Annotated in this window: 13 protein-coding genes; 3 read left to right on the top strand and 10 right to left on the bottom strand. The window is 56.9% G+C overall.

Features of this window, described 5'->3' with window-relative positions; genetic code table 11:
- Positions 1–49: 49 nt before the first annotated feature.
- The 9 genes from rlmC to nfsA form a co-directional block, all read right to left on the bottom strand.
- On the bottom strand, positions 50–1177 hold the full coding sequence (rlmC, locus tag HB664_RS10175; protein ID WP_064672194.1) for a 23S rRNA (uracil(747)-C(5))-methyltransferase RlmC: 1128 nt from the start codon (positions 1175–1177) through the stop codon (positions 50–52).
- Positions 1178–1217: 40 nt separating this feature from the next.
- Entirely contained in the window at positions 1218–1691 is a 474-nt protein-coding gene (locus HB664_RS10170; RefSeq protein ID WP_023310935.1) for a YbjO family protein, read from the bottom strand.
- 65 nt (positions 1692–1756) lie between these two features.
- Entirely contained in the window at positions 1757–2602 is an 846-nt protein-coding gene (gene potI, locus HB664_RS10165) for a putrescine ABC transporter permease PotI (RefSeq protein WP_029739447.1), read from the bottom strand.
- A complete protein-coding gene (potH, locus tag HB664_RS10160) occupies positions 2599–3552 on the bottom strand; it encodes a putrescine ABC transporter permease PotH (protein WP_033145043.1) in 954 nt (317 codons plus the stop codon). Before potH ends, potI begins: the two co-directional genes overlap by 4 nt.
- A gap of 10 nt (positions 3553–3562) precedes the next feature.
- On the bottom strand, positions 3563–4696 hold the full coding sequence (gene potG, locus HB664_RS10155; RefSeq protein ID WP_024907855.1) for a putrescine ABC transporter ATP-binding subunit PotG: 1134 nt from the start codon (positions 4694–4696) through the stop codon (positions 3563–3565).
- Positions 4697–4839: 143 nt separating this feature from the next.
- Positions 4840–5952, bottom strand: a complete 1113-nt coding sequence (potF, locus tag HB664_RS10150) for a spermidine/putrescine ABC transporter substrate-binding protein PotF (RefSeq protein WP_023335062.1) — start codon at positions 5950–5952, stop codon at positions 4840–4842.
- 351 nt (positions 5953–6303) lie between these two features.
- Positions 6304–6780, bottom strand: a complete 477-nt coding sequence (locus tag HB664_RS10145) for a YbjN domain-containing protein (RefSeq protein WP_014169308.1) — start codon at positions 6778–6780, stop codon at positions 6304–6306.
- 188 nt (positions 6781–6968) lie between these two features.
- Entirely contained in the window at positions 6969–7871 is a 903-nt protein-coding gene (rimK, locus tag HB664_RS10140; RefSeq protein WP_033145042.1) for a 30S ribosomal protein S6--L-glutamate ligase, read from the bottom strand.
- Positions 7872–7940: 69 nt separating this feature from the next.
- The gene (gene nfsA / locus HB664_RS10135; RefSeq protein WP_033145041.1) at positions 7941–8663 is read right to left on the bottom strand and encodes a nitroreductase NfsA; all 723 of its coding nucleotides are present in this window, start codon (positions 8661–8663) and stop codon (positions 7941–7943) included.
- A gap of 184 nt (positions 8664–8847) precedes the next feature.
- Here nfsA and HB664_RS10130 point away from each other — a divergent pair, with 184 nt between their 5' ends.
- Entirely contained in the window at positions 8848–9117 is a 270-nt protein-coding gene (locus HB664_RS10130; protein ID WP_006809455.1) for a GrxA family glutaredoxin, read from the top strand.
- Positions 9118–9147: 30 nt separating this feature from the next.
- Here HB664_RS10130 and HB664_RS10125 read toward each other — a convergent pair whose 3' ends face one another.
- Complete coding sequence (locus HB664_RS10125) at positions 9148–9522, bottom strand: inner membrane protein YbjM (RefSeq protein WP_033145040.1); 375 nt, start codon at positions 9520–9522, stop codon at positions 9148–9150.
- 273 nt (positions 9523–9795) lie between these two features.
- Here HB664_RS10125 and HB664_RS10120 point away from each other — a divergent pair, with 273 nt between their 5' ends.
- Both HB664_RS10120 and HB664_RS10115 read left to right on the top strand, forming a co-directional pair.
- Positions 9796–11481 (top strand): aspartate:alanine antiporter, encoded by a 1686-nt coding sequence (locus HB664_RS10120; protein ID WP_029739442.1) that lies wholly within the window; start codon positions 9796–9798, stop codon positions 11479–11481.
- 254 nt (positions 11482–11735) lie between these two features.
- Positions 11736–12056 (top strand): metalloregulator ArsR/SmtB family transcription factor, encoded by a 321-nt coding sequence (locus HB664_RS10115; protein WP_087822251.1) that lies wholly within the window; start codon positions 11736–11738, stop codon positions 12054–12056.
- Positions 12057–12069 lie beyond the last annotated feature (13 nt).

Here is a 12069-nt window from a genome sequence, read left to right as displayed (position 1 = left end):
ATGACGTAAGCTTACCTGATTTCGAGCGGGGGAAGAGTTCACATTTTGTTTAAGATTTCACGAGCAACGTCAACACTTCATAATGCGCGGTATGCGGGAACATATCGAAAAGCTGAACGCGTTCAATGCGGTAGCCCGGCAGGCTGGCGATGTCTTTCGCCATGGTCTGGGCGTTACAGCTGGAATAGACGATGTACTCGGGCGCCATCTGGCTCAGGTAGTCGCACAGCGCCTTGCCGATGCCGCGGCGCGGCGGGTTGACCAGCACCAGCTCCGGCACGTTGCCCTGGCCGGTCGCAAACTGCGTGGAGTCCAGCGCCTGGAAGTGCAGATTCGTTAACCCCAGCCCGGCGGCGGACTGTTTCGCGCAGGCTATTGCTTCGGCAGAAATCTCTATTCCGGTGAGCTGCATCTCTGGCGTGGCGCAGTGCAGGCCAAAGCCGCCCACGCCGCAGAAGAGATCCCACATATGATGGACGTTTAACGCACGAACCCAGTCGCGGGCGGTGGCGTACAGGCTGCTTGCCACGGTCGGGTTGGTCTGGAAGAAGCTTTGCGGGCGGATCCACAGCGGCACGCCGTTGAAGCTTTCGGCCAGCGCGTGCTGGTCGGTGAAGAAAATCTCTTTCTCCCCTTCCATGATCGCCATATGCACCGGCTGAATATTCGCCGTAATGACCTTCAGCTGCGGCAGCTGTTCCTGCAGCCACGGCAGCGCCGCGCGCAGCTGCTCCAGCTTGGCTTCCGAGCGCAGCACGAAGCGCAGCATCATGCCGCCGTCGAGTTGGCTTTCCGTCAGCAGAAGGTACTTCAGCTCGCCGCGCCTGCGGGCGACGCTGTAAGGCGTTAACCCTGCACGCGCGATAAACGGTTTCAGCGCGGCAAAGACGGGTTCAAACGAGGCGGGATACAGCGGGCAGCCGGTCAGGTCTTCCGGCGTGCCGTCGCGGTGCAGCATTCCCAGCAGCGGTTTTTCAACGCTGCCGCTGACCACCATTTTGGCCTTATTACGAAAGCCCAGCTCCGGGCCACTGACGGGTGCGCACCACTCGCCCACCGCTTGTGCTGCCAGCAGCTGTTGCAGGTCGGCCATTTTGGCGGTGAGTTGTTGAGAGACCGGCTGTTCTATCCACTGACAGGAGCGGCAGCGTCCGGCGTCATAGAGTGCGCACTGCATATGAAAACCTTAAGAATCACGAGGGCTGCGATTATACACATTATTGCAGGCGGAAGAACCGCCGGCTTGAGGCCGGAACGAAGAGTAGACAGAGCACCAGCATATCCGGAAGTTTTTGCATAAACAGCGCGCGCAGGATCTCGCGTTTGGATTCCCCGGCAATGCTGAACAGCTCCGGGTAACCGTATCCCAGCGAGGCGGCCCACAGATAGCTGGCGGCGGTAATTTGCGTCAGCAGATAGACCCAGCGCGCCCAGTTGCGCCCTTTGACCAGCGAAAACGCGCAGTAGATCTCGATAAACACCAGCACCAGGCTGCTCAAAAAGACCAGCGTCAGATTCCACGTCTGCACGCTGCGGTGAATGAATTCACCGATGCCGCGCACGCCCAGGGTGTTCAGAATCATCAGCACGTCCAGGCAGCGGATCATAATAATGGCGAGCGCCGCCACCTGAACCAGAGCAGGTACGTTAGGACGCGCGTGCGTAGTACGTGATTTTTTTAATAATCCCAATGTTTTACTTCCCTGAAAAACAGTGCCGCGTCATGCGCGGCACTTCACTGGAAATTTTAAATCCTTCAGCCGCGTCTTGCACGCTGGATATCGCGCACGCGCTGTTTTTCCGCGCGCGCCATCAAATACCAGGCGATAAATCCGACAATTCCGACCACGCCGAGGATGATGGAAGCCAGGGCGTTGATCTCCGGGTTGACTCCCATGCGCACGCTGGAGAAGACCAGCATAGGCAGCGTCGTCGCGCCCGGTCCGGAGACAAAGCTGGCGATAACCAGATCGTCCAGCGACAGCGTAAACGCCAGCAGCCAGCCGGAGATCACCGCCGGCATAATCATCGGCAGGGTAATGATGAAAAAGACCTTCAGCGGCGTCGCGCCAAGATCCATCGCCGCCTCTTCAATGGAGCGATCCAGCTCGCGCATGCGCGAGGAGATCACAACCGCCACGTAGGCCGTACAGAAGGTGACGTGCGCCAGCCAGATGGTGAGCATGCCGCGATCCGCCGGCCAGCCGATGGCGTGCGCCAGGGCCACGAACAGCAGCAGCAGCGCGAGACCGGTGATCACGTCCGGCATGACCAGCGGCGCGGTGATCATAAACGCGAACCCGTTTGAGCCACGAAAACGCCCGAAGCGTACCATCACCAGCGCGGCGATCGTGCCCAGCACCGACGCCATTGTCGCCGCAAGGGCAGCAATGGTCAGGCTCAGCCCCACCGCGCTCATCATCGCATCGTCGTGGAACAGCTCGCTGTACCAGCGCGTCGACCAGCCAGCCCAGACCGTTACCAGCTTAGAGCTGTTGAACGAGTAGATCACCAGCATCAGCATCGGCGCATACAGGAAGGTAAAGCCGATCACCAGGATCGCAATTCGCCACGGGGAGCGCACTACCGGTAAGTTGTTCATCCGTGGTCTCCCATCTGTTTCTGCTGATGCTTGTGGAACCACATGATCGGCACGATCAGCAGCAGGAGCATAACAATCGCTACCGCCGAGGCCACCGGCCAGTCGCGGTTATTGAAGAACTCCTGCCACAGCACGCGGCCAATCATGATGCTGTCCGGGCCGCCGAGCAGTTCCGGGATCACAAACTCCCCTACCGCCGGGATAAAGACCAGCATTGACCCAGCGATAATGCCGCCTTTGGTCAGCGGGACAATGACGCTGAAGAAGGTTTTTAACGGACGGGCGCCAAGATCGAGCGACGCTTCCACCAGCGAGTAATCAATACGCGTCAGGGCCGTGTAGATCGGCAGCACCATAAACGGCAGATAGGCGTACACAATGCCGATATAGACCGCGAGGTTGGTGTGCAGGATCGTCAGCGGCTGATCGATAACCCCGAGCCACATCAGAAAGTTATTCAGCACGCCGTTGTTTTTCAGGATCCCCATCCAGGCATAAACGCGGATCAGGAACGAGGTCCACGACGGCAGGATCACCAGCAGCAGCAGGATGTTACGCGTCGACGGTTTGCTGTGCGCCACCGCCCACGCCAGCGGGTAGCCCATCACCAGACAGCAGAGCGTCGAAATCGCCGCCACCTGCAGCGACTGCAGATACGCTTCGAAATAGAGCGGATCGTCGGTGAGCTGCAGGAAGTTGCCGAGATTAAGCGTCAGCGTCAGCTGCCCGTCGGCCCAGTCCAGCAGGTTGGTATAGGGCGGGATCGCCCGCGCCATTTCCGCCAGGCTTATCTTGAAAACAATCAGGAACGGCAGCAGGAACAGCAGGATCAGCCACACATACGGCATGGCAATCACCAGCTTGCGGCCGTGGTTCATCTGCAAGCGCGTTAGCCACTGGGCAAAACCGCCCGGCTTTTCTGCGCGAGCTGGAGGTTCAAGTGCACTCATTTGCAGCTCCTTATACCGTCAGCACGACGCAACTGTCAGCATCCCAGCACAGGCGCACTTCGTCACCCCATGTTGGCTGCCCCTTGCGGTAGCGATGTTCGTTCTGTAGCTGCGCGCTGAGCATCTGCCCGCTTTTCAGCCGCACGTGGTAGATAGACAGATCGCCCAGGTAGGCAATGTGCACCACTTCGCCCACGGCAAAGTTATAGCCATCGGCAGGCGGATCCTCACAGAGCATGATCTTCTCCGGACGCAGCGCGACGTAGACCGGCACGTTATCCACCACGGAGTTATCCGGATCGACCTTAAGCGGATGCTGCAGCCCCGGCGATTCGATGACCAGGCCATCCTCCTGACGATCTTTCAGCAGCCCTTCGAAGACGTTGACCGAGCCGATAAACTCCGCGCTGTAGCGGGTGGTCGGGTGCTCATAAATCTCTTCCGGCTCGCCAATCTGCACGAACTTCCCGCGGTTCATGATCGCGATGCGTCCGGCCATGGTCATCGCTTCTTCCTGGTCGTGGGTCACCATCACGCAGGTCACCCCCACGCGCTCGAGGATATCCACCACTTCGAGCTGCATACGGTCGCGCAGTTTTTTATCCAGCGCGCCCATCGGCTCATCGAGCAACAATAATTTCGGCCGTTTTGCCAGACTGCGAGCCAGAGCCACGCGCTGGCGCTGGCCGCCGGAGAGCTGGTGCGGCTTACGCTTCGCGAACTCCTGCATGTGCACCAGGCTCAGCATCTCGGCCACGCGCGCGGTAATTTCGGCCTTCGGCAGCTTGTCCTGCTTCAGGCCAAAGGCGATGTTCTGCTCCACCGTCATGTGCGGGAACAGCGCGTAGGACTGGAACATCATGTTAATCGGGCGCTGATACGGCGGCACGCTGGAGAGATCCACGCCATCAAGCATGATTTGCCCGGCGGTGGGCTGTTCAAAACCGGCCAGCATACGCAGCAGGGTCGATTTTCCGCAGCCAGAAGCTCCCAGGAGGGCAAAAATTTCGCCTTTATAGATAGTCAGGCTGACGTCGTCCACGGCATGCTGGCCATCGAAAGATTTGGTGAGGTTACGAATTTCAAGAAGCGGGGTCAGCGCTTTACGGACTTTCGCCTGCGGGCGGGGGATCGCGTCATTCACGGGGTGTTCTCCGGCATAGATCAGTACTGGTGCAAACGCACCGTCAGGGTGCGCATCGCCGGGCGGCGCTAACGCTTGCCCGGCCTACGGGTTGTACAGGCCCGGTAGGCGACAGCGCCACCAGGCAACAATACCCAACGCCGTTATTTACCGCTTTTCACCTTGGTCCACGCGCGGGTACGCACGCGGTCAATTTTTGGATCCTGCACTTTCAGGGTGAAGAGCTTGGCGAACACATCCGCTGGCGGATAGATAGCCGGGTTGTTACGGATTTCTTCGCTTACCAGCGGCACGGAGGCCTTGTTACCGTTCGCGTAGTAAACGTGGTCGCTGATGTGGGCGATCACCTCAGGACGCATCAGGTAGTTGAGGAACTGATACGCTTCGTCTTTGTTTTTCGCATCAGCCGGCATCGCGAAGACGTCGAAGAACGCCAGCGCCCCCTCTTTCGGAATGAAGTAAGAGACGTTCACGCCGTTTTTCGCCTCTTTCGCGCGGTTAGCCGCCTGCCACACGTCCCCTGCCCAGCCGATCGCGACGCAGATGTCGCCGTTCGCCAGGTCGTTAATGTACTGAGACGAGTGGAAGTAACGAATGTTTGGACGCAGCTTCAGCAGCAGATCGGTCGCCGGGCCGGTGTAATCATCGGCTTTACTGCTGTTCGGGTCTTTGCCCAGGTAGTTCAGCACGGTGGCGAAAATCTCTTCCGGCGCATCGAGGAAGGAGACGCCGCAGCTTTTCAGCTTCTCAAGGTTTTCCGGCTTCAGCACCACGTCCCAGCTGTCCAGCTTGACGTCCGGGCCCAGCACCGCTTTGACTTTATCCACGTTGTAGCCGATACCGGTGGTCGCCCACAGGTAAGGCATGGCGTATTTGTTGTCCGGGTCATGCTTCGCCACTAGCTTCAGCACTTCCGGATCGAGGTTTTTCCAGTTCGGTAACTTGCTCTTGTCCAGAGGCTGGAAGACGCCTGCCGTCAGCTGACGCTCGAGGAAGCTTGCGGAAGGCACCACGAGATCAAACCCGGTGCTGCCCGCCATCAGTTTTCCTTCCAGCACTTCGTTGGAATCGAATACGTCGTAGACCACTTTAATGCCGGTCTCTTTTTCAAAATTCGCCACCGTGTCCGGCGCGATATAGTCAGACCAGTTGTAAACGTGCAGCGTTTTTTGTTCCGCAGCGAGCGTGCCGGCAGAGACGGCCATCAGAGCACCCGCAACCAGACCCGATAACCATTTTTTATTCAAGGCGATCATATCTTTATTCCTTCTGAAAGCTCGTTAACAAACGAACTAAAACTGTGCAACCTGAAGATATGCAATAATCATGCATAGTTTGTCGCTCTGCCCAAAATAAAAAGAAACCTCTTTACCCGGCAGCTTCCGCTCGCTTTTTTAAGCATCGCAAGAATAACTGTAGCCCGTGTCTCCGGCTATAGCCCAGACGAAAAAACGCCTTTTATCAATTTTTTATGCAGGTTATGTCTACGTGATAAGCCGAAACGGCCTTCAGGGAGGTGAAAAATTCTTTAAAGAAAGGTTAAAAGCAGCAGAAAAAATGGCCTTCTGCAGCCGCTATGGCAGCGACTGCGCAAAAGTCAGACAGGCTTAGTGAAGAAAATTGGGAGATGCATCATTATTCTCTGCATCATCTTCCGCGCTATACAGCAGATGGTGTGCATTGGCTTCCATCATGACCATGGAAATTTGCTCTTCGCTCAAGCGCATAAACCAGGAGAACTGCTTGAACGACAGCCCGGCACCGGAGAATAAAGACTGGCAAACGACCAGTTTTGGCAGATTATCATCCTGTATGTCGAGAAATGCTTTCACCGTCAAAGAACTGGCGTTGATCGCTGACAGGTCGGAGGCCAGCGCCAGCAGCGCGGAGGGCTTCACTTCGGCCAGCGCGGAGAAAAGGATCACGTCGTTAATGAGATCGATTTTGGCATCGAAAATGCCGTCGAAATTCTGCATATGAGGCAGATGCAGCGCCTGGCAGGAATCGCATTCGAAGAACGTAATTCCGGCATCATCAAGCCATTGACGTAACGTATCCAGTGTAGGTACGACCTGTAAATCCATCGCTGTGCAGCCTCTTAATTAAAAACTTCGCATATACCCGTCATACTTCAAGTTGCATGTGCGTTGGCTGCGCTCGTTCACCCCAGTCACTTACTAATGTAAGCTCCAGGGGATTCACTCCCTTGCCGCCTTCCTGCAACTCGAATTATTTAGGGTATAGATTACGCAAAAAGTGCGTTCAATACCATTTAACCGCCCGTTTTCAGACAGTAGCCTGGCGTGGCATGACGCTCGATCCATGCGATCATTTTACCTGCAATATCGACACCTGTGGTTTTTTCTACGCCTTCCAGCCCCGGCGAAGCGTTCACCTCCATGACCAGCGGCCCGCGCGTCGCCCGCAGAAGGTCTACGCCCGCCACGTCCAGCCCCAGGGTTTGCGCCGCTTTGACGGCAATTTCCCGTTCGCGATCGCTAATATCAGCTACCCTCGCCACGCCGCCGCGGTGAAGGTTAGAGCGGAAATCGCCCTCTTTCGCCTGGCGCTCGATGGCCGCCACCACTTCATTGCCGACCACGAAGCAGCGAATATCGCGCCCTTTCGCCTCTTCGATGTACTCCTGCACCAGAATGTGGGCATTGAGACCCCGAAAGGCATCAATCACGCTCTCCGCCGCCTGACGCGTTTCCGCCAGCACCACGCCAATGCCCTGCGTGCCTTCCACCAGCTTGATGACCAAAGGCGCACCGCCCACCATATCGATAAGATCGCTGGTGTCGTCCGGTGAATGGGCAATCCCCGTAACCGGAAGATCGATCCCCTGACGGGCGAGGAGCTGCAGCGAGCGCAGCTTGTCGCGGGCGCGCGAAATGGCGACGGATTCGTTAAGCGGATAGCTGCCCAACATCTCGAACTGGCGCAGCGCGGCGGTGCCGTAATAGGTGATCTGGGAGCCGATGCGCGGGATCACCGCATCAAAGTGCGGCAGCTTGCGGCCTTTGTAGTGAATCGATGAGGCGGCCGGGTCAATGTTCATATAGCAGGACATCGGGTCGAGGATCTCAACCTGATGCCCGCGTTTCGCCGCCGCGTCTCGCAGGCGCTTACATGAATAGAGCGTTCCATCCCGGGACAATATGGCAATTTTCACCCTGCACCTCTCTGAAGACATGGAAAAAGCCTGCATATCATATACGCAGGCAGGCGCAGGCGGAATGGACTATCGCGTCGCCCAGCCCTGTTTGTGCAGGTAATCAAGAATAAACGGGCGGTTTTCTTTAATGATGGTGCGACGAATATGGTCAGTCCAGGTATCGCGACGGTTATTGCTGCCGCGCGTCAGGTAGTAGTTCGCCAGCTCTTCATCATATTGATTCAGAACGTCCTGATCGACCGGCTGGTAGTGGTTTTCGTGCACCAGCATGGCGGCAGGAATACGCGGCTTCAGATCCGGGTTATCCGCAGGCCAGCCGAGGCACAGGCCGAACAGCGGCAGGACGTGTTTTGGCAGCTTCAGCAGCTCGGTCACGCTTTCAATGTTGTTACGCAGGCCACCGATATATACGCCGCCTAATCCCAGCGACTCCGCCGCCGTAAAGGCGTTTTGCGCCATCAGTGCGGTATCCACCACGCCCAGCAGCAGCTGTTCGGCCAGCCCCAGCTCGGCCTCAGGGCAGATCTGCAGGTGGCGGTTAAAGTCGGCGCAGAACACCCAGAACTCCGCGGCCTGGGCCACATGCTTCTGTCCGCCGGTCAGCGCGACCAGCTGTTCACGCATGGCCGGGTCGGTAATGCGGATAATCGAGCTGCACTGCAGAAAGCTGGAGCTGGAGGTCGCCCTGGCGCTGTTAATAATCGCTTCGCGCTGCGCCTCGGTAATCGGCTCGTCGGTGAAGTGGCGAATGGAACGGTGGGATGTGAGCAGGTCTATGGTTGGCGTCATCTTGTCTCTCTTTGTCTTGCTTAAACCGTATGGCAGCCAGTATAGGCAATGATTTGCGCGGTGTAATTGGCGAAACATAGCCTTACTGTATCAAAGCGACAGGCGAAACCTTCTTTAATGGCGACAGGTTATCGGGCACTATATGTCCTATTCGCCGTCAGGCTTGTTTTTTGAGGAGAGAGAAATGTTTGCAGTAATTTTTGGTCGTCCAGGGTGCCCTTACTGTGTGCGCGCGAAAGAGCTGGCTGAGAAACTGACCGAAGAGCGCGATGACTTCAACTTCCGCTACGTGGACATCCACGCGGAAGGCATCACCAAAGCGGATCTCGAAAAAACCGTCGGCAAGCCGGTTGAAACCGTACCGCAGATCTTCCTCGATCAGAAACACATCGGCGGTTGCACTGACTTTGAAGCTTACGCCAAAGAGCATCTGGGCCTGTTTGCCGCCCAGTAATGCGAAGACGCCCTCACCCGGAGGGCGTTTTTATTTGTGGTGCCGTCGATGCTTAATCAGGCTGCATACAAACAAATAGCACAGCGCGCCGAGGGCGCACCAGAAGACGCCGCTCAGCAACCACGCCATCTCCTGCCAGAAACTTCGCGTTGATACATACAGCATGCGCATCAGCAGCAGACACAGCGGTGCCGCCAGCATTGCGCCAATAAGCGGCTTGACCACCTCCCCTTTACGGGAAAGAAAACTGGCTGCCGCTCCCGGCAGGGTAAAAAAGAGCAGCCCCAGCTCCGGGTGTCCGGCAGCCCTGAATGCCCCCTTCACATTAAAAGCGAGCGACATGCACACGACGGTAAACAGCAAAAAGCAGCTGATAACCCCCGCCCAGTTTCGTTTAATGTTCAAACTATCCTCCTGACTTATCTCTATCAAATACACCTTCGTCGGGTAGACGCCCAGTCAGATAAAGCAATGCGGCAATCCTTGCCAAAGTACGCACAGGGTGATGCGATAATAGGTAGCTGTCAGTAGCTAATACGATTAAACTATCGGCCAGCTAATGTTTTAGGGAATAAATTAGGTAACAGGGAGGGTTGAACACGTTCCCTGGCTCAGAAAACAGTAGCCCAAATAGTCCTTTCATTCAACAACTTACTGGTAAACAAGAAGTTAGCCTCCGTGAATATAAACGTCGCAGACTTGTTAAATGGGAATTACATCCTGTTATTATTTGTGGTACTGGCGCTGGGCCTCTGCCTGGGTAAATTGCGCCTGGGTTCAGTTCAACTTGGTAATTCCATTGGCGTTTTAGTCGTCTCCTTATTATTAGGCCAGCAGCACTTCAGCATTAACACGGACGCGCTCAACTTAGGCTTTATGCTGTTTATTTTTTGTGTTGGCGTGGAAGCGGGACCGAACTTTTTTTCAATTTTCTTCCGCGACGGCAAAAATTATCTGATGCTGGCGCTGGTGATGGTCGGCAGCGCGCTGCTGATCGCGTTAGGGCTGGGTAAACTGTTTGGCTGGGATATCGGGTTAACGGCCGGTATGCTGGCAGGCTCCATGACCTCCACCCCCGTGCTCGTGGGTGCCGGTGATACCCTGCGCCATTCCGGCATGGCCGGCGCGCAGCTCTCTACCGCCCTCGACCACCTGAGCCTGGGCTATGCCCTGACCTATCTGATTGGTCTGGTGAGCCTGATCGTCGGCGCGCGCTACCTGCCAAAACTACAGCACCAGGATCTGCAGACCAGCGCCCAGCAAATCGCGCGCGAGCGCGGCCTGGATACCGATTCCAAACGTAAAGTCTATCTCCCGGTGATCCGCGCCTATCGAGTCGGGCCAGAGCTGGTGGCATGGGCAGACGGCAAAAACCTGCGCGAGCTGGGGATTTATCGCCAGACGGGCTGCTATATCGAACGTATCCGCCGCAACGGCATTCTGGCGAACCCGGACGGCGACGCGGTGCTGCAGATGGGCGACGACATCGCGCTGGTGGGTTATCCGGACGCCCACGCCCGTCTCGACCCGAGCTTCCGTAACGGCAAAGAGGTGTTCGACCGCGACCTGCTCGACATGCGTATCGTCACCGAAGAGATCGTGGTGAAAAACCATAACGCCGTGGGCCGCCGTCTGGCGCAGCTGAAGCTGACCGACCACGGCTGCTTCCTCAACCGCGTGATCCGCAGCCAGATTGAGATGCCGATCGACGATAACGTCGTGCTCAACAAAGGCGATGTTTTGCAGGTCAGCGGCGACGCGCGACGCGTGAAAACCGTTGCCGACCGCATCGGCTTTATCTCCATTCACAGCCAGGTCACCGACCTGCTGGCCTTCTGCGCCTTCTTTATCGTTGGCCTGATGATCGGGATGATCACCTTCCAGTTCAGCAACTTCAGTTTTGGCATCGGTAACGCCGCCGGGCTGCTGTTTGCCGGGATCATGCTGGGCTTCCTGCGAGCCAACCACCCAACCTTCGGCTACATTCCGCAGGGCGCGCTGAACATGGTGAAAGAGTTTGGTCTGATGGTGTTTATGGCAGGCGTGGGCTTAAGCGCGGGAAGCGGTATCGGCCACAGCCTGGGCGCCGTCGGCTGGCAGATGCTGGTTTCCGGACTTATCGTTAGCCTGGTGCCGGTGGTGATCTGCTTCCTGTTCGGCGCCTACGTGCTGCGCATGAACCGCGCCCTGCTGTTCGGGGCGATGATGGGCGCGCGTACCTGTGCGCCGGCCATGGAAATCATCAGCGATACCGCGCGCAGCAACATCCCGGCACTGGGGTATGCGGGCACGTACGCTATCGCTAACGTACTGCTTACGCTGGCGGGTACGCTGATCGTTATCATCTGGCCGGGACTCGGATAACTCCTAAGTTTGCGCGCGGGGAAAATTATTTTCGTTACGCGCAGAACTTTTTTATCAGGGGGCAGTCATAACTAGTGCCACTGCTTTTCTTTGATGTCCCCAATTTGTGGAGCCCATCAACCCCGCCGTTTTGGTTCAAGGTTGATGGGTTTTTTGTTGCCTGAAATTCCCGTACCGCTCATCTCCGCTTCTATCCTGCAATCAAAACATATATGATTAAACATATATAAACCATTCCACCTGCAGGATCGCCCATGCTCCACCCACTCCAGCTCTTCAAAACCCTCTCCGACGAAACGCGGCTCGCCATCGTCATGCTGCTCCGCGAAGCGGGCGAGCTATGCGTCTGCGATCTCTGCTCCGCAACCACCGAGTCTCAGCCTAAGGTCTCCCGCCACATGGCGTTGCTGCGCGAGTCCGGGCTGGTTATCGACCGTCGCGAGGGGAAGTGGGTCTATTACCGTTTGTCTCCCAACATGCCTGCATGGGCGGCAACCGTTATCGACAACAGCTGGAACTGCCTGCGGGAAGAGACGCGCATGAAGCTGAAAAACCGACTCTCAGGCTCGTGCTAGGCAAAACACATTC

Source organism: Enterobacter sp. DNB-S2, assembly GCF_019443845.1.
Taxonomy (GTDB): Bacteria; Pseudomonadota; Gammaproteobacteria; order Enterobacterales; family Enterobacteriaceae; genus Enterobacter; species Enterobacter asburiae_B.
This window is presented reverse-complemented; position numbering and strand designations above follow the sequence as displayed.

Bases quoted from the DNA above. Each gene is read 5' to 3' on its own strand.
- potF (WP_023335062.1), bottom strand. From the start codon at position 5,952: ATGATCGCCTTGAATAAAAAATGGTTATCGGGTCTGGTTGCGGGTGCT.
- HB664_RS10145 (WP_014169308.1), bottom strand. From the start codon at position 6,780: ATGGATTTACAGGTCGTACCTACACTGGATACGTTACGTCAATGGCTT.
- HB664_RS10130 (WP_006809455.1), top strand. From the start codon at position 8,848: ATGTTTGCAGTAATTTTTGGTCGTCCAGGGTGCCCTTACTGTGTGCGC.
- HB664_RS10115 (WP_087822251.1), top strand. From the start codon at position 11,736: ATGCTCCACCCACTCCAGCTCTTCAAAACCCTCTCCGACGAAACGCGG.
- potI (WP_029739447.1), bottom strand. From the start codon at position 2,602: ATGAACAACTTACCGGTAGTGCGCTCCCCGTGGCGAATTGCGATCCTG.
- rlmC (WP_064672194.1), bottom strand. From the start codon at position 1,177: ATGCAGTGCGCACTCTATGACGCCGGACGCTGCCGCTCCTGTCAGTGG.
- potH (WP_033145043.1), bottom strand. From the start codon at position 3,552: ATGAGTGCACTTGAACCTCCAGCTCGCGCAGAAAAGCCGGGCGGTTTT.
- nfsA (WP_033145041.1), bottom strand. From the start codon at position 8,663: ATGACGCCAACCATAGACCTGCTCACATCCCACCGTTCCATTCGCCAC.